The organism is Phenylobacterium haematophilum, assembly GCF_014196295.1.
GTDB classification, from domain to species: Bacteria; Pseudomonadota; Alphaproteobacteria; order Caulobacterales; family Caulobacteraceae; genus Phenylobacterium; species Phenylobacterium haematophilum.
The window spans coordinates 184,513-204,157 of sequence record NZ_JACIDK010000001.1; the positions used below are offsets into that span (position 1 = coordinate 184,513).

General features: G+C 68.3%; 20 protein-coding genes. 6 read left to right on the forward strand and 14 right to left on the reverse strand.

What is annotated here, in order from left to right:
• The first annotated feature begins 125 nt into the window (after positions 1–125).
• Genes GGQ61_RS00975 through GGQ61_RS00985 form a run of 3 tightly spaced genes read left to right on the forward strand, consistent with a single transcriptional unit; the run spans position 126 to position 2,175 of the window.
• Positions 126–707, forward strand: a complete 582-nt coding sequence (locus GGQ61_RS00975) for a glutathione S-transferase family protein (protein ID WP_183769507.1) — start codon at positions 126–128, stop codon at positions 705–707.
• 10 nt (positions 708–717) lie between these two features.
• A complete protein-coding gene (locus GGQ61_RS00980) occupies positions 718–1,722 on the forward strand; it encodes a phospholipase C/P1 nuclease family protein (RefSeq protein WP_183769508.1) in 1,005 nt (334 codons plus the stop codon).
• A 3-nt stretch (positions 1,723–1,725) separates the two neighbouring features.
• Positions 1,726–2,175, forward strand: coding sequence for an NUDIX domain-containing protein (locus GGQ61_RS00985; protein WP_343055968.1), 450 nt, complete (start codon positions 1,726–1,728; stop codon positions 2,173–2,175).
• Here the strand turns inward: GGQ61_RS00985 and GGQ61_RS00990 are convergent.
• Complete coding sequence (locus tag GGQ61_RS00990) at positions 2,172–2,621, reverse strand: low affinity iron permease family protein (RefSeq protein WP_183769509.1); 450 nt, start codon at positions 2,619–2,621, stop codon at positions 2,172–2,174. The two genes, GGQ61_RS00985 and GGQ61_RS00990, sit on opposite strands and share 4 nt — an antisense overlap.
• A 77-nt stretch (positions 2,622–2,698) precedes the next feature.
• Between GGQ61_RS00990 and folD the strand changes: the two genes are divergently transcribed.
• A complete protein-coding gene (gene folD, locus GGQ61_RS00995) occupies positions 2,699–3,595 on the forward strand; it encodes a bifunctional methylenetetrahydrofolate dehydrogenase/methenyltetrahydrofolate cyclohydrolase FolD (protein WP_183769510.1) in 897 nt (298 codons plus the stop codon).
• On the opposite strand, the gene GGQ61_RS01000 is transcribed toward folD, so the two are convergent.
• The 4 genes from GGQ61_RS01000 to GGQ61_RS01015 are packed head-to-tail and all read right to left on the reverse strand — an operon-like array spanning position 3,592 to position 7,078.
• Entirely contained in the window at positions 3,592–4,209 is a 618-nt protein-coding gene (locus tag GGQ61_RS01000) for an ABC-type transport auxiliary lipoprotein family protein (RefSeq protein ID WP_183769511.1), read from the reverse strand. The genes folD and GGQ61_RS01000 overlap by 4 nt on opposite strands.
• Positions 4,206–5,144 carry an MlaD family protein gene (locus GGQ61_RS01005; RefSeq protein ID WP_183769512.1) on the reverse strand — a complete coding sequence of 313 codons (939 nt, stop codon included), beginning with the start codon at positions 5,142–5,144 and terminating at the stop codon, positions 4,206–4,208. Before GGQ61_RS01005 ends, GGQ61_RS01000 begins: the two co-directional genes overlap by 4 nt.
• Entirely contained in the window at positions 5,144–5,953 is an 810-nt protein-coding gene (locus GGQ61_RS01010) for an ABC transporter ATP-binding protein (RefSeq protein ID WP_221220803.1), read from the reverse strand. Before GGQ61_RS01010 ends, GGQ61_RS01005 begins: the two co-directional genes overlap by 1 nt.
• Positions 5,954–5,962: 9 nt before the next feature.
• On the reverse strand, positions 5,963–7,078 hold the full coding sequence (locus tag GGQ61_RS01015; RefSeq protein ID WP_183769514.1) for an MlaE family ABC transporter permease: 1,116 nt from the start codon (positions 7,076–7,078) through the stop codon (positions 5,963–5,965).
• A gap of 258 nt (positions 7,079–7,336) precedes the next feature.
• On the opposite strand from GGQ61_RS01015, the gene GGQ61_RS01020 reads away from it, so the two are divergent.
• Together GGQ61_RS01020 and GGQ61_RS01025 are read left to right on the forward strand one after the other, a co-directional pair.
• Positions 7,337–7,660: a hypothetical protein gene (locus GGQ61_RS01020; protein ID WP_183769515.1), complete on the forward strand. Its 324-nt coding sequence runs from the start codon at positions 7,337–7,339 to the stop codon at positions 7,658–7,660.
• Between the two features lie 33 nt (positions 7,661–7,693).
• A complete protein-coding gene (locus GGQ61_RS01025; protein WP_183769516.1) occupies positions 7,694–8,209 on the forward strand; it encodes an ElyC/SanA/YdcF family protein in 516 nt (171 codons plus the stop codon).
• On the opposite strand, the gene GGQ61_RS01030 is transcribed toward GGQ61_RS01025, so the two are convergent.
• The 9 genes from GGQ61_RS01030 to GGQ61_RS01075 form a co-directional block, all read right to left on the reverse strand.
• On the reverse strand, positions 8,191–8,880 hold the full coding sequence (locus GGQ61_RS01030; RefSeq protein ID WP_183769517.1) for a response regulator: 690 nt from the start codon (positions 8,878–8,880) through the stop codon (positions 8,191–8,193). The genes GGQ61_RS01025 and GGQ61_RS01030 overlap by 19 nt on opposite strands.
• The gene (locus tag GGQ61_RS01035; RefSeq protein ID WP_183769518.1) at positions 8,877–11,555 is read right to left on the reverse strand and encodes a sensor histidine kinase; all 2,679 of its coding nucleotides are present in this window, start codon (positions 11,553–11,555) and stop codon (positions 8,877–8,879) included. The genes GGQ61_RS01030 and GGQ61_RS01035 overlap by 4 nt, the downstream gene beginning before the upstream one ends.
• Positions 11,552–12,133, reverse strand: a complete 582-nt coding sequence (gene kdpC / locus GGQ61_RS01040; RefSeq protein ID WP_183769519.1) for a potassium-transporting ATPase subunit KdpC — start codon at positions 12,131–12,133, stop codon at positions 11,552–11,554. The genes GGQ61_RS01035 and kdpC overlap by 4 nt, the downstream gene beginning before the upstream one ends.
• Before the next feature lie 92 nt (positions 12,134–12,225).
• The gene (kdpB, locus tag GGQ61_RS01045) at positions 12,226–14,220 is read right to left on the reverse strand and encodes a potassium-transporting ATPase subunit KdpB (RefSeq protein WP_425500965.1); all 1,995 of its coding nucleotides are present in this window, start codon (positions 14,218–14,220) and stop codon (positions 12,226–12,228) included.
• Between the two features lie 91 nt (positions 14,221–14,311).
• The gene (gene kdpA / locus GGQ61_RS01050; RefSeq protein WP_183769521.1) at positions 14,312–16,021 is read right to left on the reverse strand and encodes a potassium-transporting ATPase subunit KdpA; all 1,710 of its coding nucleotides are present in this window, start codon (positions 16,019–16,021) and stop codon (positions 14,312–14,314) included.
• A 293-nt stretch (positions 16,022–16,314) separates the two neighbouring features.
• Positions 16,315–16,770, reverse strand: coding sequence for a GtrA family protein (locus GGQ61_RS01060; protein WP_183769523.1), 456 nt, complete (start codon positions 16,768–16,770; stop codon positions 16,315–16,317).
• Positions 16,771–16,872: 102 nt separating this feature from the next.
• Positions 16,873–17,220: a PRC-barrel domain-containing protein gene (locus GGQ61_RS01065; protein ID WP_183769524.1), complete on the reverse strand. Its 348-nt coding sequence runs from the start codon at positions 17,218–17,220 to the stop codon at positions 16,873–16,875.
• A gap of 59 nt (positions 17,221–17,279) precedes the next feature.
• Positions 17,280–18,224, reverse strand: a complete 945-nt coding sequence (locus GGQ61_RS01070; RefSeq protein ID WP_183769525.1) for a winged helix-turn-helix transcriptional regulator — start codon at positions 18,222–18,224, stop codon at positions 17,280–17,282.
• 142 nt (positions 18,225–18,366) lie between these two features.
• A complete protein-coding gene (locus GGQ61_RS01075; protein WP_183769526.1) occupies positions 18,367–19,554 on the reverse strand; it encodes an acyl-CoA dehydrogenase family protein in 1,188 nt (395 codons plus the stop codon).
• Between the last annotated feature and the right edge of the window lie 91 nt (positions 19,555–19,645).

The window sequence follows — 19,645 nt, forward strand, 5'->3', positions numbered from 1 at the left end:
TACCCGGACTCCGAGCGCCAGATCAACCCCGCGTGAACGATGCATCCTCGCGACATATCGACACGAGCGCTTTGAGCGCAGCCTGGGAGAGGCTATCAACCCGTTGGCGAACAAGGGATTGAGGCATGCGCGTCTATGGCGATTCCATCTCGGGAAACTGCCTGAAGGTAAAGTGGACGGCCGACCATCTGGGCCGTCGCTACGAGTGGATCGAGACCGACGTCATGCGCGGCGAGTCGCGCACGGCGGAGTTTCTGGCGCTCAATCCCGCCGGCCAGGTGCCGGTCGTAGTGCTCGATGACGGGCGCCCGCTCGCGCAGTCCAACGCAATCATCATTCATCTCGCAGAGGGCTCCGACCTGATCCCGACCGACGCCTACGATCGCGCGCGGATGCTAGAATGGATGTTCTGGGAGCAGTACAGCCACGAACCCTACGTCGCGGTCGCCCGCTTCCAGGTCCGCTACGCCGGCAAGCCGGTCTCCGAGCTCGAGGCTCGGCTGGTCGAGCGGGGCAATGGGGCGTTGCAGCGGCTCGAGGACGGCCTGGCGTCGTCTCCGTTCCTGGTCGGCGAGGCCCTCAGTCTCGCGGACGTCGCACTCGTCGCCTACACCCGCGTCGCCCACGAGGGAGGCTTCGACCTGGGCCGCTACCCACGCGTCCAGTCCTGGGTGAAGCGGGTAGAGGCCGCGCTCAAGATCGCCTAAACGGAATCGCATGAAAGCTCCGCTGCTCGCCGCCGTCGCCGCGCTCTGCATCCTGCCCGCCCAGGCGTACGCCTGGGGCGCGATGGGGCACCGAATGGTGGGGGAAGCGGCAGCCCGGGCGCTGCCGGCCGAGGTTCCGGCTTTCCTGCGCAATGCGACGGCGGTGCGCGACATCGGCGAGCTCTCTCGCGAACAGGACCGCTCCAAGGGCGCGGGCCGAATCCATGACCACAACCGCGACGCCGGGCACTTTCTCGACCTCGACGAGGAGGGCAAGCTGCTCGGCGGCCCGTCCTTCACGCCGCTGCCCTCGACCCGCGCCGACTATGAGAAGGGCCTGCAGGCCGCCAGCCTCGACAGCTGGAAGGCGGGCTATCTGCCGTACTCGATCATCGACCGCCACCAGCAACTGACCAAGGACTTCGGCTACTGGCGGGTGCTGACCTACATGGCGGCCCGCGAGAAAAATCCCGTGCGCAAGGCCTGGTACAAGCGCGACCTGATCCGCCGCGAGGCGCAAATCCTGCAGACGATCGGCGACCTCTCGCACTTCGTCGGCGACGGGGCTCAGCCGCTGCACGTCACCGTGCACTACAACGGCTGGGGCGAGTACCCGAATCCCAACGGCTACACGACCGCACGCATCCATGGCCCGTTCGAGAGCGAGTTCGTCTTCGAGAACGTCAAACCTGCTGAAGTGGCGGCGAAGATGGCGCCCCTCAAGTCGTGCGACTGCCCGATCGAAAAGCGCACGGTGGATTATCTCACCGATACAAGCACCTACGTCATCCCATTCTACGAACTGGAGAAGGCCGGCGGCCTTAAGGACGGGGATCGGCGCGGCGTCGAGTTCGCCGCCGCCCGTCTGGCGGTGGGCGCCTCGGAGGTGCGCGACATGATCGTCTCGGCCTGGCGCGGCAGCGACAAGGCGACGGTCGGCTGGCCGGTGCTGCGCGTCGACGACGTGTTGGCGGGCAAGGTCGACCCGTTCGACTCCTTGTACGGCAAGGACTGATCGGTGCGCGCCGTGCCGCAGTTTGGCGAGCGCAGGGCGGGTCGGACCTACGCCGACCGGCCGGCGGCGTTCGGGATCCTAGAGCGCGACGAGCGGATTGCTGTGGTTCGGATCGCGAAACCTGACGGTGCGACCTGGATCGACTTGCCCGGCGGCGGCGTCGATCCTGGGGAGACGCCCGAGGAGGGGGTGGTGCGCGAGTACGGCGAGGAAGCGGGGCTGAAGGTCATGGTCCGCGAATCCTTCGCCCTGGCCGACCAGTTCTTCGTCAACACCGACGGCGAGGCCTGGAACAACCGAAGCGCCTTCTTCGTCCTCGACCTCGTGGCTCCGGACGCCGGGTTGAAGGTCGAAGAGGACCATACGCTGGACTGGCTTTCGCCCCCGGAGGCCATTGCGTCGCTTCGCCACGACTCGCACGCCTGGGCGGTCGCGGCCTGGATGCGCCGCTAGGCGCGCTTGCGGGCGGGTTTGGCGGCCGGCGCCTTCGCCTTGGGTTGAGAGCGTCGACGGCTTGGCGTGCCGGATTCCTTCCGTAGGCGCGTTGAGGCCTCATCCAGCTCGGTGAGGATCTCCTCAAGCTCCTTGTCGGGCAGATTTTCGATTCCGATGAAGGAGTTGTGCGCCTTCGACACGCGGATCAACTCGTCCAGCTTGGCGTGAAGGGCGTTGTTGTCCCGGTTCTGTGTATTCTGAATGAGAAACACCATGAGGAAGGTCACGATGGTCGTGGACGTGTTGATCACCAGCTGCCAGGTGTCTGAAAACCCGAACAATGGTCCGCTGACCGCCCACAGCAAGACAAGGACGCAGCAGGTCACAAACGCCAGCGGACGTCCGGTCAATCGCGAGATGTCGGTGGCGAACTGGGTGAAGAGGTGGGTGACTTTGCCGCTCATGCCTAGAACTCCCGCCGCATTGCGCGGCGCAGGCTGAACGGGTACTGGCTGCGCCAGTTCCGACCCCAGGAGAGCGCATGTCCCAGGCCCAGATCATCGACGGCAAGGTCACGGCCGAACGCTTGCGGGCCGAGGTCGCCGAGGAGGTCGCGGCGCTGAAGGCGCAGCATGGCCTGCAGCCGGGGCTGGCCGTGGTGCTGGTCGGCGAGGATCCGGCCAGCCAGGTTTATGTCCGCTCCAAGGGCGAGCACTCCAAGGCCGCCGGGATGCATTCGGTCACCCACCGCCTGCCGGCCGACGTGAGCCAGAGCGACCTGCTGACCCTGGTGCGCCAGCTCAACGCCGATCCGGCGATCCACGGCATCCTCGTGCAGCTGCCGCTGCCCAAGGGGCTGGACGAGAAGGCGGTCATCGAAACGATCGATCCGGCTAAGGACGTCGACGGCCTGCACGTCGTCAACGCCGGCCGCCTGGCTCAGGGGCTGCCCTCGCTGGTGCCCTGCACGCCGCTTGGCTGCATGATCATGCTCCGCGAGACGCTGGGCGACCTGAGCGGCAAGCGCGCCGTCGTCGTCGGCCGATCGGTGCTGGTCGGAAAGCCGGTGGCCCAGCTGCTGCTGGCCGCCGACTGCACGGTGACCATCGCCCACTCGCGCACCCAGGACCTGGCGGCCGTCTGCCGTGAGGCTGACATACTCGTGGCCGCCGTCGGTCGCCCGCAGATGATCAAGGCCGATTGGATCAAGCCGGGTGCGACCGTGATCGACGTCGGCATCAACCGCGTTCCGTTCCGCGATCCGGTGAAGGCCGCCGAGGGCAAGACCAAGCTGGTCGGAGACGTCGCCTATAAGGAAGTCTCGGCGGTCGCCGGCGCGATCACGCCGGTTCCGGGCGGCGTCGGCCTGATGACGGTGGCGTGCCTGTTGAAGAACACCGTCACCGCCGCCAAGCGCATCGCCGGGCTGGAGCCTTAGACCCCGCGGGCGTTGGTCCACGCGACCAGTTCGCCCAGCGCCTGTCCGACCGCCTGGTCATAGGCCGCGACGATCGCCGTGACGCGGTTGTCGCCGGCCCGTACGCGCGTCTCGAAATTGCGTGAGCCGGCCAGCACGCGGTCCGGGCCCGTCAGGGTGGCGCGCATCGTGACCACGATCTCCGGCGCGGCCTTCGGGCCCTGGTTGTACTGCGCCTCGAACTGGGTGACGTCCACGCGCAGCACATAGTCGGCCTTGCTGAAGTCGCCGCGGGTCAGCAACCGCGCGGGACCGGCGTCCGCGTCGAACGCCCGTGACAGCGCCTCGTTGAACAGCACTGAGGCCGGCGAAACCCAGCGGGATCCGGCGACATAGGCCGCGCGACTGCCGGTCATGGTCAGGATGCGGTCGTTGGCCGCCGCTTGCACGAAGGAGCCTCCCAGCCGCGCCACTGCGAACGGCGCGGCCTGGCTCGCGGCCGCTGGCTGGATGTCGCCGTCGAACCGGTAGAGCTGGGCCGGCTCTTCGTCCGGCAGCAGGGTGATGCAACCGGCCAGCAGGGCGGCGCAGGCGGCCAGGGCGAGGGCGGGGAAGATGCGCTTCAGGGCGTTCATGGCTTGACCTTGACCTCTTGGGCCGGGGATTTGCCGACCAGGCCGCGGGGGTTGGCTTCGACGTCGCGGATCAGCCGGTCAAGGGAATCGGCGGTCTGCTGGAGGGACTGGATCGCCGAGGTGAGCTGCGGCAGCCCATTCGTAGCGAAGTCGCTGGTGGGACCTTCCAGACGCCCGACCATGGTGCGGATGTCCTTGGCCGCGACCTGCGCCTCGCCGGCGGCGTCGGCCAGATTGGCGAGGGTGCGCTTGCCTTCGCCGTCGACCAGGTCCTGGCTCGACTTGGTGAGTTCGGTGATCTGCGCAGCCGCTGCGTCGATGCTCTGCAGCGCCTTTTGCGCGTCGCCGATCAGCGCCTTGCGCTCGCGCAGCTCGGCGGTGACGGCCTGGGCGTCCTCGATCGCGTCGCCGAACTTCTTGATGTTCTGATCGGACAGCACTCGGTTTACGCGGTCCAGCGCCTCGACCGTGCGGGTCAGCACCGTGCCGCCGCCTTCCAGCAGGTCCGACAGTGCGCTGCGCTGGGTGCGCAGCTTGGGCACCTTGCCGGGATCGACAGTGTCCTTGAGCAGCCGCTTGGAGGGCGAGCCGGCGGTGATCTGCACGTAGTTGATGCCGGTGATGCCTTGCGGCTCCAGCGTGGCGTAGGAATCGACCTTGATCGGCACGTCGGAAGTGACGCGCGCGCGGGCGATGACGCGGTTTGGATCGGCCGGGTCGAGCTGAATCTTGGTCACTTCACCGACCTTGATGCCGTTGAAGTGGACTTCGCCGCCCTGGCTCAGGCCACGCACGGGTCCCTGAAAGATGATGTCGTAGAGGTCATAGTCCTGGGCGAAGCTCAGCCGAGCCAGCCAGACCACGAAGATCAGCAGGCCGGTCACCAGCAGCAGGGTCGAAAAGCCCACCAGGGCGTAGTTGGCGTCTTTTTCCATCAGGCTGGATTCCCGGCTCTATGGGCCGCTTCGGCCGCGGCGCGGCCCCGCGGTCCAAGGAAGTACTCTTTGATCCACGGATGCTGTGAACGCTCAAGCTCGGCGACCGGCGCCACCTCGACCACGTGTTTGTCGGCCAGGACGGCCACACGGTCCGTGATCGAATAGAGCGTGTCGAGGTCGTGGGTGATCATGAACACCGTCAGATCTAGGCTGTCGGAGAGGTCGCGGATCAGCTCGTCGAACGCGCCGGCGCCGATCGGGTCGAGGCCGGCTGTCGGCTCGTCGAGGAACAGCAGTTGCGGATCCAGGGCCAGCGCGCGGGCCAGGCCCGCACGCTTGCGCATGCCGCCCGACAACTCGGCCGGCTTCAGGTCGCCGGCGCCGGGGCGCAAGCCCACGAGGGCGATTTTCAGGTCGGCCAGTTCGTGCACCACCCGCCGAGGCAGCTTGGTGTGCTCATACATCGGCGCAGCCACGTTCTCGCGCACGGTCAGGTTCGAAAACAGCGCCCCTTGCTGGAAGAGCACGCCCCAGCTGCGCTCAATCTCCGACCAGCGGCGCCGGCTGGTGCGCTGGATGTCCTGCCCCAGCACCTTGATCCTGCCGGCTTCGGGCCGGCGAAGGCCGATGATCGAGTTGAGCAGCACAGACTTGCCGGTGCCAGACCCGCCGACCACGCCCAGCACCTCGCCGCGCTCGACCGTCAGATCGAGATCTTCGTGCACCACATGCTCGCCGAACTGCGAGCGCAGGCCGCGCACCTCGATGGCCGGGCCATCGTCATCGAGCAGGGGTTTGTCGGTCAAATCCGACACTTAGACACCTATCTCCATGTAGATCAGCGCGAATACCGCATCGATGAGGATGATCGCGAAGATCGCGTGTACGACGGCGGCGGTGACGCGGCGGCCGAGCGACTCCACGTCGCCGCCGACTTCCATGCCCTGACGGCAGCCGATGCCGGCGATCACCGCGGCCATGATCGGCGCCTTCGAAAGGCCGATCCAGAAGTGAGTGACGCCGACATTATCGAGGATGCGCTGCAGGAAGAAGGCGGGGCCTAGGTCGAGCACGGTCCACGTCACGAGCAGGCCGCCCATCAGGCCGGCGATCGTGGCCACGAAGGTCAGCAGCGGGATGATCGCCAGCAGCGCGGCGAAACGCGGGAAGACCAGCGCCTCGAACGGGTCGACCCCGAGCACCTTCATGGCGTCGACCTCCTGGTTCATCTTCATCGAGCCGATCTCGGCTGCGAAGGAGGAAGCCGAGCGGCCGGCCAGGAGGATCGCGGTGATCAGGATGTTGAACTCGCGGAACACGGCGATGCCGATCAGCTCGACCGCGAACACCTCGGCCCCAAACTGCCGCAGCATGTTGGCGCCCAGCAGTCCGACGACAGCGCCGATGAAGAACGAGGTGAGGGTGACGATCGGGATGGCGTCGAGCCCGGCGCGTTCGGCCAGCGAGACGCACGCGGCCCAACGGATACGGGCCGGGTTGGCGATCGTGCGGCCGACCACTACCAGCAGGTGGCCGACGAACACCATGGTCTCGAAGATTTCGGTGCCGAGGTTGAACACCCCTCGCCCGGTGCGGATCGCCAGTTCGTAGAAGCCGCGCGGCTCCTGGCGTTTGTCCGGATTGTTGCGGGCCGCCGCGGCGACGAGCTCCAGCAGCCGGTGGGTCTCGGGGCGCGCCTCGATGCGGTCGGCCGCGGGGTGATCGGCCAGCGCGCGCAGGATGCCGTAGGCTCCGGCGGTGTCGAGCCGTCGGATCGGCGTCAGATCGATCCCGGAGAGCTGTTCGCCCTGGACGGCGGCCACCAGACGGCTGACGGCGTCGCCGGCCGCGGTCGCCGTCCAGTCGCCAGACAGCACCGCCCGGCGACCGCCATCGGCCTCCACCACACTGAACTCGGCGGGTCTTTCCATCGGCTCGCGTCGGGCCTCGTAAGCTGGCGTCCGCTTGAATCGAAACGCCTCAAGCTTGAACCTAGCAGAGCCGCCTCACCACGCCGAACGCCTTATGGCGAAGGTTGTTCCGTGGCGCCAGCCAATGGAACGTGTCTCGCGACAAGGTGATCCTAGGTCGCAGGCGGCGGCCAAGATTTCGCCCAAGTCGCAGGCGCTAAGGAGACTTGGCGGCCCGATCCGCCCTCTGAACATGTGCCTATCAGTCGGGAGCGTGGGTTGACCCGTCGTCATGTCGAAATCGCCGGAAAGTCCGGCGCCCTCTACCGTTACTCGGTTCTGGAGGAAGACCGCGTCTTGCCGCCGGCCGGCGCGAACTACGTCATCTGCAAGCCTGCGGATCGTGGCGTGGACATCCTCTTCGTCGGCGAGACCGACAGTCTGGCGCGGATCGCCTGGCGCGAGCAGCTGGCCTATGCGCGCGACACCTATGGCGACGACGCCGACGTGCTGACGCGTCTCAACGTACGCAGCGCGGTGCGGCTGGCCGAGCAGGAAGACCTGCTGGAAGAATACCGCCCGCCGATGAACGCCGGGGCCTAGCGCCGGCGTTAGGGCGTCGCCATTCTCCGGCGCGTGCCTGCTCCTCTCATCGTCATTCTTGGCGCCGCCGTCCGCCCGGACGGCCGCGCCAGTCCAGCCCTCCTTCGCCGGATCCAGGGCGGCTTTCGGCTGGCTGAAGCGAAACCACAAAGCCTGGTGTTCTGCTCAGGCGGGGTGGGGCGCTACGGCCCTTCGGAAGCCTCGATCATGGCCGAGCGCCTGACCGGCATGGGGCTGGCGGCCGACCGGCTGGTGCTCGACGAGCAGAGCCTCGACACCCTGCAGACGGTCGTCGCCGCGGCGCGATACGTCCGTGCTCATGACCTGCCCGGCGTCATCGTCTGCACAGACAGCTATCACACGCCGCGCACGCGGCTCTGCTTCGCTGCGCTGGGCGTGCCCAGCGTCGATGGTTCGGTGCTGGCCGGGCCGCGCCAGATGGGCTGGGGCGCCTGGTGGCGCATGCGCCTGCGGGAAATCCCGGCGATCCCCTATGATGGGGTGCTGGCCCTGACCAAGCGCGGCGCGCTTCAGCCGGTCCAGCGGTAGCCGACCCCTGGCTCGGTGGTGATCAGGGTCGGCGCGGACGGGTCGGGTTCGACCTTCTGGCGCAACTGGGCGACGAACACCCGCAGATACTGCACGTCGGCTTCGTGCGCCGGGCCCCAGACCGCGGTGAGCAATTGGCGATGGGTGACCACCTTGCCGCCGCCCGCGACCAACTGGGCCAGCAGATCGTACTCCTTGGGCGACAGGCGGATCGCGTGGCCGCCGCGGCTCACCAACCGTTTGACGAGGTCCACCGTCAGGTCCCCGGCCGTGACCACCGGTTCGGCGCCTGCCGACTTCAGCCGGTGACGCAAGGCGACGCGAAGACGCGCCAGCAACTCGCCGACTCCAAAAGGCTTTTCCACATAGTCGTCGGCCCCCATGTCGAGGGTGTCGATCTTCTCGGTCTCCTTGTCGCGGGCCGACAGCACGATGATGGGGCCGTCATAGAAGGCCCGCGCCCGGGTCAGCGCCTCCTTGCCGTCGAAGTCGGGGAGGCCGAGGTCCAGGACCACTGCGTCGGGCGCCTTGCGGGCGATCTCCTTAAGGCCGTCGGCGGCGGTGTCGGCGCGTACGGGCTCATAGCCGGCCGCCTCCAGCGCCGGCTGCAGGAACCGGTGGATTTGCGGCTCGTCGTCGATGACCAGGATGCGGGGACGGCTGGCGCTCACAGCATGTGCCCCGGCATGACGTGCTCCTTGGGCAGGCTGATCAGGATGCGGGTGCCTCGGCCGTCATGGATCGGGCTTGCCGCCGCGATGCGCCCGCCCATCGCCTCGACGAAGCCCTTGGAGATGGCAAGGCCCAGCCCCGCGCCCTTGCCGCGGTCGGTGGCTTCCTCCATGCGGCGGAACTTCTCGAACACCCGCTCCAGCTCCTCTGTCGGGATGCCGCGGCCCTCGTCCTCGATGGAGATCACCACGTTGCCGCGGTCCTCATAGGCGGCGACCTCGATGGCCGAGCCGTCTGGGCTGTAGGCGATCGCATTCTCGAGGATGTTCACCAGGGCCTGCTCCAGCAGCGACGCGTCGGCCTTGACCATCGACAGCTGGGCGGGGAAGTCGCGCGCCACGCTGCGCTTGTCCAGCCGCCGCTGCACCCGCTCGACGGCGGCGCGCAGCACGTCGCGGATGTCGACCCATTCGCGCCGAGTGACCAGGGCGCCGCCCTCCAGCCGGGTCATGTCCAGCAGGTCGCCGACATAGCGGTTCAGCCGCTCGGCTTCCTCGCGAATGGACTGAAGAAGGTCTTGCTGGACGTTGGGTTTCAAAAACTTTCCGTAGTCCAGCAGTGTCGTGACCGAGCCCAGCACCGTCGACAGCGGCGTGCGCAGGTCGTGGCTGACCGAGTTGAGCAGCGCCCCACGCAACCGGTCGGTGCGGCGCAGGGCCTCTGCGTCGGCCGCCTGGGCGGCGAACTCGGCCCGCTCGAGCGCCACGGCGCCCTGGTCGAGCAGGGCGGCGACGAACCGCTCGTTGTCTTCCGCCGCCAGCGCCTTGGGTTCGACCCCGGCCACCCCCGCCCGTGCCTTCACGCCTTGCAGCGGCCGGAAGGTCCAGGCGGAGTTGGGCAGGGTGCCGGTGCCGGCCCCCGCCGGCTCGCCCTTTTCCCAGGCCCAGCGGGCGGCGGCCATGTCGCCGGGGGCCAGGGCCTCCAGCGCCGGCGAGGCGGCCGTCAGCGCCAGGTCGTCGCGTTCCGGAGTCAGCACCACCGCTGCGCCGCTGGTGGCGGCCGCCAGTTGCTCGGCCAGGGCCTGCGCCGCCGTGTCCTGCTTGGCCGCGGAGGAAAGCCGGCGGCTGGCCGCCAGCAGCGCCGAGATCGCCGACGCCCGTTGCGCCACCGCGCGGGCCTGATCGCGGATGCGGCCGGTCAGCCAGCCTGTGGTCAAGGCCACGGCGAAGAACACCCCGAAGGTCAGGACGTCCGCCGGGTGGCCGATACGCACCGTCAGCCGCGGCTCCAGGAAGAAGAAGTTGTAGATGAAGGCGCTCAGCGTCGCCGCCGTCAGCGCCGGCCACAGCCCGAAGGCCAGACCGCTGACCAGCACGCTGAGCATGAAGATCATCGCCAGGTTGGCGGTCTCGGCCACCTGGAATGTGACGCTGGCCAGCAGCGCGGCGACCACGACCATGGCGGCGGCCGCCACGTGGCCGGTCCACGGCCAAGCCCGTAAGGGGACCATATGTCGGGCCGCGGGCGGCTCCGGCTCGCCTGGTTCGGTCACCACGTGCAGGGCCGCCCCCTGGGCCTCGTCCAGCAAGACGCGGATCAACGAGCGGCGGAAGGGATTGCGACGGCGGCGTCCCGACTTGCCGACCACGATCTGGGTGACGTTGTTGCGCCGGGCGTAGTCGAGCACACTGGCGACCAGGTCGTCGCCGGTCAGGACCACCGTGGCCGCGCCGAGCTGCTCGGCGAGTTTGAGCGCTTCGTTCAGCCGCGCCTGGCCGCCGGCCGGCGAGGGCGGCGCGTTCGGCCGCTCGACGTGCGCCACGGTCCAGGGCGCGTCCATCATCATGTCCGACAACCGCCGGCCGGTCCGCACCAGCGCCCCAGCAGACCCATCCGTCCCGACCAGCACCAGGATCCGCTCGCCTGCCGCCCAAGGGCCCTCGACGCCGGCGGCCTTCATCGCCCCGATCAGCTGATCGTCGACCGTCTGGGCCGCGCGGCGCAGGGCCAGTTCACGCAGCGCGGTCAGGTTCTCGGGCTTGAAGAACCGCTCGGCGGCCAGCCGCGCGGTGTCGCCGATATAGACCTTTCCCTCGGCCATCCGCTCGCGCAGCTCCGAGGGCGTGATGTCGATCAGCTCGATCTCGTCGGCGCGCGACAGGGCGCTGTCGGGCACGGTCTCGCGCTGGCGCACGCCGGTGATCTTCCAGACCACCTCGCGCAGGCTCTCCAGGTGCTGGACGTTCAGCGTCGTCCAGACGTCGATGCCGGCCGACAACAGTTCTTCGACGTCCTGCCACCGTTTGGCGTGACGCGAGCTCGGGGCGTTGGAATGGGCGTACTCGTCGACCAGCAGCAACTGCGGCCGTCGCGCCAGCGCAGCGTCCAGATCGAATTCCAGCAAGGTGCGGTCGCGATACTCGATCGGGCGACGAGCCATCACCTCCAATCCGCGCAGCAGGGACTGGGTCTCGCGACGGCCATGGGTCTCGACCACACCGACAACGACGTCGCCGCCCTCCGCCTTTCGGCGGCGAGCGGCGCGCAGCATCTCGAAGGTCTTGCCGACCCCTGGCGACATGCCGAGGAACACCTTCAGGCGTCCTCGGCCCGGTTGTTTGGTCGCCGCCAGCAGGGCGTCCGGGTCCGGCCGTCTGGGTTCGTCCATGCTCATGGCGTCGGGGGCGGGAAGCGGGCGTCGAGGGCGAGGTTGGTCATCAGGACATTGACCCTCGGCTGGCCGAGGACGCCGAAGGTGCGCCCTTCCACATGGCTCTGCAACAGCGCGCGTACCTGGGCTGGATCGACGCCGCGGGCCGTGGCGATGCGCTCGGCCTGCAGCAGCGCGTATTGCGGCGAGACGTCGGGGTCGAGGCCCGAGCCCGAGGCGGTGACCGCATCGGCCGGGATCGTCCCCTTGACGCCTTCGGCGCGCAGCGCGTCGGCCCGCTCGGCGACCTGCTCGGCCAGATCCGGGTTCAGCGGGCCGAGGTTGGAACCCGAGGAGGCGCTGGCGTCATAGCCCTCGGCGCCGGCCGCCGAGGGGCGCGGATGCAGGTACTGCGGCTGCGCGAAGTTCTGGCCGACCAGTTCCGAGCCGACCACCTTGCCGCCTTCGAGAACGAGGCTGCCATTGGCCTGGCGCGGGAAGGCGGCCTGGCCGATGCCGGTCATTAGCAGCGGGTAAGCCAGGCCCAGCAGCAGGGTGAAGAAGGCCATCGAAACGACGGCGGGACGAATGAGGGAGAGCATGGTTTTGCGGTCCTAGAGCGCCGCGCCCAGGAAGGCGCAGGCGAAAAGCAGGGCGATCAGCCCCAGCGAGACGAGGGTTTCACGCAGCAGCATCAGGCGAGCCCCAGCCCGGAAATCGCGAGATCGATCAGCTTGATGCCGACGAACGGCGCGACGAGGCCGCCGAGGCCGTAGATCAGCAGGTTGCGCGACAGCAGTTTGGCCGCGCCGATCGCCCGGTAGCGGACCCCGCGCAGCGCCAGCGGGATCAGCGCCACGATGATCAGGGCGTTGAAGATCACCGCCGAGAGGATCGCGCTCTGCGGGCTCGACAGGCCCATGATGTTCAGCGCGCCAAGGCTGGGCAGGGCGACCACGAACATCGCCGGTATGATCGCGAAGTACTTGGCCACGTCGTTGGCGATCGAGAACGTGGTCAGCGCGCCGCGGGTGATCAGCATCTGCTTTCCGACCTCGACGATCTCGATGACCTTGGTCGGGTCGCTGTCCAGGTCGACCATGTTGCCGGCCTCGCGGGCGGCCTGGGCGCCGGTCTGCATCGCCACGCCGACGTCGGACTGCGCCAGGGCGGGAGCGTCGTTGGCGCCGTCGCCGCACATGGCGACCAGCCGTCCCTTGGCCTGTTCCGCGCGGATCAGCCGCAGCTTGTCCTCGGGCGTAGCCTCGGCCAGGAAATCGTCGACCCCGGCTTCAGATGCGATGGCGGCGGCGGTGACCGGGTTGTCGCCGGTGATCATCACCGTGCGCAGGCCCATGCGGCGCAGGTCGGCGAACCGCTCCTTCACATTGGGCTTCACCACGTCCTTAAGGTGGATGACCCCGACCAGAGCGCCGTTCTCGCTGACGGCGAGCGGTGTGCCGCCGGAGCGGGCGATGCGATCCACCGCCGCCGACAGCTCGGTCGGGACCTGCTCGGGCGTCAGCCCCAGGCCGCGCACCACGGCATCGACCGCGCCCTTGCGCCAGGATTGGCCGTCGGCGTCCAGGCCCGACTGGCGGGTCGTGGCGCTGAACGGGATGATGGTCGCCCCATGCGGCGCTTCGGCGTCCAGGCCCTCGGCCCGGGCCAATTCGACGATCGAGCGGCCTTCGGGCGTCTCGTCGCCCAGCGAGGCCATCAACGTGGCGCGCATCGCCGCCTCCGGTCGCACGCCGGGCGCGGGGATCAATTCGGTCGCCATGCGGTTGCCGAAGGTGATGGTGCCGGTCTTGTCGAGAAGCAGGGTGTCGACGTCGCCGGCCGCCTCGACGGCGCGGCCCGAGGTCGCCAGCACATTGACCTTCAGGAGGCGGTCCATGCCGGCGATGCCGACGGCCGACAGCAGGCCGCCGATCGTCGTCGGGATCAGGGTGATGAACAGCGCGCCCAGCACCATCGGCGAGAGCTGCACGCCCGAGAACTTGCCCAGGCCCAGCAGGGTCACCACGGCGATCAGGAAGATCAGGGTCAGGCCGGCCAGCAGCACGGCCAGGGCGATCTCGTTGGGCGTCTTGCGGCGGTCGGCGCCCTCGACCATCGCGATCATGCGGTCGAGGAAGGTCTGGCCGGCCTCGGAGGTGATGCGCACCTTGATCCAGTCGGAGACCACGGTGGTGCCGCCGGTTACGGCCGAGCGGTCGCCGCCGCTCTCGCGGATCACCGGGGCGGACTCGCCGGTGATGGCCGCCTCGTTGACCGAGGCCACGCCCTCGATGATCTCGCCGTCGGCGGGGATCACGTCGCCGGCCTCGACCAGCACGACCTCGCCGACGCCCAGCTTGTGGGCCGGGGTCGGGAGGATGGTCCCGGTCGCCGGATCGACGATCAGCTTGGCCTTGGTGGTCACGCGCGAGGCGCGCAGGGAGTCGGCGGCCGCCTTGCCGCGGCCCTCGGCGACGCTCTCGGCCAGGTTGGCGAAGAGAACGGTCGCCCAGAGCCAGAGCGCGATCTGGATCTCGAACCCGAACGGCCGTCCGGCGACGATCTCGTTGATCGCCGAGGCGCTGGCCAGCAGCGCCACGATCCACGTGGCGAAGATGACGGGGTTGCCGGTCAGCTTACGGGGATCGAGCTTGACCACCGCGTCGCGGGCGGCGCGGGTGATCATCGGACCTGAAAGGCTGGTGGCGAGGGTGGAGGCCTTGCGGCGGCTCTCGCCCTGCGGTGCGTAGGATGCGGTCATGTGCTGACGCCTAGGGTTAGCGGCCGGCCAGCACATCGAGCACCTGGAAGTGCTCGACGATGGGACCAAGCGCGAGGGCAGGGAAGAACTGCAGCCCGCCGAGGATGAGGATCACGCCGATCAGAAGGCCGACGAACTGGCCGCTGTCGGTGGGCAGGGTGCCGGCGGACGGCGCCAGCTTGGGCTTGGCGACCAGCGAACCGGCTATGGCCAGCACCGCCACGATCGGTACGAAGCGGCCCATCAGCATGGCCAGGCCAAGCGTCGTGTTCCACCAGGGCGCGTTGGCGGTCAGGCCGGCGAAGGCCGAGCCGTTGTTGGCTGTGGTCGAGACATAGGCGTAGAGGATCTCCGACAGCCCGTGCGGCCCCTGGTTCAGCAGGCCCTTCAACGCTTCGGGCAGCACCGCGGCGATCGCCGAGAAGCCGAGCATCGACAGCGGCACGACCAGCACCGCCAGCATGGCCAGCTTGATCTCCTTGGCCTCGACCTTCTTGCCCAGGTACTCGGGCGTGCGGCCGACCATCAGCCCGGCGACGAACACCGCCAGCAGCGCCATGACGACCATGATCGCCACGCCCGAGCCGATGCCGCCGGGCAGGATTTCGCCCAGCATCATCAGGAACATCGCGATCCCGCCGCCCAGCGGCATGTAGCTGGCGTGCATGGCGTTGACCGAGCCGTTGGAGGCGCCGGTGGTCTGCGCCGTCCAGGCGGCCGAGGCGGCCGGTCCGAAGCGGACTTCCTTGCCCTCCATGTTGGCGCTGGCGTCGACTTGGGCGGCGACCAGGGCAGGGGGGCTCTGGGTTTCGGCCAGGTAGACGCCGGCCGCCCCGAGCGACAGCAGCACGGCGGCGGCGGCCGCCAGCGCGCGCAGGTCCTTGAACGCCTTGGCCGAGCGGCCGAAGGCGAAGTACGCGGCCCAGCCCAGCACGTTGATCGACACCGCGGTCAGGAAGTTGGTCAGCGGGGTCGGGTTCTCGAACGGGTGGGCCGAGTTGACGTTGAAGATCCCACCGCCGTTGATGCCGAGCTGCTTGATGGCCAGCTGGCTGGCGACCGCGAACAGCGACAGCTTCTGCTCAGCCCCTTCCAGCGTCGCGGCCTGGGCCGAGGCCGCCAGGGTCTGGGGCACGCCCAGCGCGACCAGCGTCACCGCCAGCACGATCGAGGCCGGCAGCAGCACATAGAGCGTGGTGCGCGTCAGGTCGGCCCAGAAGTTGCCGACGCCTTCGCCGCGATGGCCGACGAAGCCGCGCGCCAGGGCCGCGGCGATGGTCGCTCCGGTGGCTGCAGAAACGAAGTTCTGCACCGTCAGCGCCGCCATCTGGCTGAACTGAGACATGGTCGTCTCGCCGCCATAGGACTGCCAATTGGTGTTGGTCACGAAGCTGGCGGCGGTGTTGAACGCCAAGTGCTCACTGACCCCGCCGAAGCCCTGCGGGTTCAGCGGCAGGGCGCCCTGCAGCCGCAGGATCGCGTAAACCAGGAAGAACCCGGCCGCGTTGAAGGCCAGCAGCGCGGCGGCGTAACCGAACCAGGTCTGGCTCTTGTTCGCATCGACGCCGCAGCCGGCGTAGACCAGCCGCTCAACCGGCCGCAGCACCGGATCGAGCCAGGTGCGTTCCCCATTCCAGACCCGGGACATATAGACGCCGAGAGGCCAGCCGAGCCCGATGGCTGCGGCCAGCGTCAGGGCGATCTCCGCCCATCCTTGCCAAGTCATGTCAGTGATCCGTCAGAAGCGCTCGGGGCGCAGCAGCGCGGCGAGCATGTAGGCGGCCACGGCGATCGCGCCGCCCGCCCAGAGGAGATCGACGAGCATCTTCAGATGCGCCTCAATCCAACGGCCAGCAGCGCGAACAGGGCGAACGCCCCCGCGCCGACGCCGAGAAAGATGAGATCCGCCAAGGCAGAAGCCTCCATAGCCAGGTTCAGGCCAGGAGGATGCGCCGCGCAAGCGTCAGGGTTCGAGACGGGACGCGCCCGCCGCGCATAAGGGAAACGTAAAGGTCGGGCTTAGCCCGCGCGCGCGAATGTGAAGCGGCGGTGGCCGATCCAGCTGGTCGCCACCGGCACGACGATCGCCAGGGCATGGCCGATGGTCTCGGCGTGCCAGGTGAAGCCGATGGCCGGGAACACGCCGCGCACCAGCAGCGTCGCGGTCAGGAAGGTCAGGGTCGCGCCGATCGCGTTGACGATCGCGAAGTTGCGCGCCTGCACGCCGATCGGCAGCGGCGAGCCGGGAAACACCAGCAGGCGGAACAGCACGAAGGCGACGGCCATGCCCGTGGCGTAGGCGCATATCACCGCGGCTTCAAACGGCAGCACCAGGCTCCAGGCGAAGCGCGAGGTGAAGTTCGTACCGGCCGCCAGGCCGCCGACGGTCAGGAACCGCGCAAAGCGCAGCACATCGAAACCCAGCGGCTTCCAGCCAGGGCCCGCGGTCAGAACGTGTTCGTCGATCGACGCCATGACGGCGATCCTGGCGCGCCATGGTTGAGAAAACGCTCACGCGGCCTCAATTTTCTCCCGCAACCCCTTGTTAAGGTAGATGCGGCGGCCGCCCGAGGGCGGCTAGACCGGATCGACCCGGAAGTAGCGTTCGGCCTGTTCGCTCCAGCCGTAAGCTGTGTCGTTCATCTGATCGCGATCATAGCCCGGACTGTTCTTCAGCAGGTCCTTGCCCAGATCGGTGAGGTAGCTGTCCGAGGCCTCGTCATAGCGCAGCGCCCGCCAGGGGATCGGGTGGAACTTGCCGCTCGCGCCGAACAGCCCTCCGAACTCCAGCGCCACGAACCGAGCCTGGCCGGTGTCGCGCTCGAAATAGATCTCGCGGATCGTGCCGAGCTTCTTGCCGGAAGCGTCCTTCAACGGCGCGCCCAACAGGTTGGCGCTGCGGATCATCAGGCTGTCCAGGCTCATTGCGTCCCTCCAATTCCGCGTGGGGAACGCCTAGCTGCGCTGTTCGATCCCGGAGGATTCTAGGCGGCGCTCACCTTGCGCTCCTTGGTTCGCCGCTCGGTCACCGTTTCGGGGGTGAGGGGGTGGCGGCACTCGCTGCAGATCACCACGCTGTCGACTGGATGGCCGCACTGGTTGTGGGTGACGATGACCGGCGGCTGGTCGTCCTCGAGCAACCACTTGTCAGCCCAGATCAGCAGGGCCAGGGCGTGCGGATAGAGGTCCTTGCCCTTCTTGGTCAGCCAGTATTCGTAGCGCGGCGGCGACATCTCGTAGAGCCGCCGCTCGAACACGCCGTTGGCCACCAGAACGCGCAGGCGGTCGGTCAGGATGTTGGTGGCGATGTCCAGCATCGACTGGATGTCGTCGAAGCGGTGGATGCCGAAGTACTGGGTCGAGATGACCAGGCCCGTCCAGCGGTCGCCGGTCATGTCGACCACGTCGGCCGCCTGCCGGGGGGCGTCCTCCGCGCCGGACTGGCGGCGACGGTGCAGGCGGGCGATCTCGACCTCTTCGTAGCCCGCGCCCGGACCCGGATGGTGGCTGCAGGTGTGCAGCGAGATGTCGCCGCCGCAGTGGCGGCAGACCATCATCGGCAGCATCGACTTGCCGCACTCGGTGTGGACGAGCCCAGCCGGGCCGTTGGGCGCGGTGGCGTCCCAGCGGATGCCCCAGCACCAGGCGATCAGCACCGAGTCGAACAGGTCCAGGCCCATCGGCGTCAGGTGATAGGACTGGCGCGCCGCGCCTTCGCGATGGGCGCGCTGCTCGAAGATGCCGCTGGCGACCAGGCCTCGCAGGCGGTTCGACAGGGTGTTCCGCGGCGCGCCGGTGCGCGCGCGGAACTCCTCGTAGCGTGTCGCCCCGCGGAACGCCTCCTGGATGATCAGCTGACTCCAGCGGTCGCCGATCGTGTTCAGCGCTCGGTGGACGGAGTTTTTGACGATCTTGCGGGTGCGGGCCATGGGTCTCCTGCATCCAGGCGTATAGCCGCACAACCCCCCTGTCCAGTTGGGATTGGCCGCTTCCGACGCCAGTTCCGCCGAGGCAGGTCCGTTTTTGAAAGCAACGCCGGACTTCGCCTTGAGGGAGCCGCAGCCCGCCGCCTCAGAACCCGAGCTGACGCCCGGCCAGGTCGCGCAGGATCTCTTCCGAGCCGCCGCCGATCACGAAGATGCGCGCTTCGCGATAGATGCGCTCGACGCGGTTGTCGCCGGTGTACGCGCGGCCGCCCAGAACCTGCAGGCTCTCGCGGGCCACGAACTCCAGGGTCGTCGTCGCCTGGACCTTCATCATCGCCAGCTCGGCCACCGGCGTCTCGCCGCGCTGGAAGCGCCAGACCAGGATGTCGAGAAAGGCGTAGCAGGCGTTCACCCGCTGGATCATCTCGACGATCTTGTGGCGGATGGCCTGGTGGTCGATCAACCGCTGGCCGAAGGTATGACGCTGGCGCGACCAGTCGATGGCCTCCGAGATGGCCGTGCGAGCCATGGCCAGGGTGGCGGCGATGCCGCTGAAGCGCTCGATGTTGAACTGGTTGGCCAGGCCCGCGAAGCCGCGGTTCTCAACCCCGATCAGGTTGGCGGCCGGCACCTCGACATTGTCGAAGGTGAGCGTGCCGTTATTGCCGTTGTACCAGCCAAGGCCCTTAACAGGAGCGCTTGAGACGCCGGGGCGATCGGCTTCGATCATCAGCAGCGACAGGCCGCCGACGCCGGGACCGCCGGTGCGGACCGCGGTCAGCAGGAAGTCGGCGCGGGTGGCGCCTGAGATCAGCGTCTTCCCGCCGTTGACGATGTAGCTGTCGCCGCGCTTTTCGGCCGTCGTCTGGAAGGCGCCGACGTCCGAACCGCCCGAGGGCTCGGTGACTGCAAAGGCGATCTTCCTTTCGCCGCGCAGGATCGGCCTGGCCACGCGCTCGCGCATCTCCTCGGGGCCGAAGGCGATGATCGGGGGTAGGGCGATCCAATGGGTCGCGAGATCGGCGAACACCACGCCTGACCCTGCCCGGAAGAACTCCTCGGCGAAGATGATGCGGTGATAGAGGTCGATGTCCTCGCCGGTGCCGCCCAGCTCTTCCGAAAAGCCCATGCCCAGCGCGCCGGCCTTGGCGGCCTTCACATAGAGCTCGTCAGGGAAGGTCGCGGCCGCGTCCCATGCGTCGAGGTTCGGATTGATCTCCGCCTCGATGAAGTTCCGCAGCTGCTGACGCCAGGCATCGTGCTTCTCGGTCAGGAACGGGCTCGGCGGGCGCAGCCCATCGAAATCCAGGCGAGGTTTGTCCGCCGCAGCCATCAGTTCGTCCTCCCGACTTGTTACTTGCGAAATGATACTAATGGGGTGCGCAGAGCGGGGCAATGGGTCAGCCGCATCGCCAGGGACATTT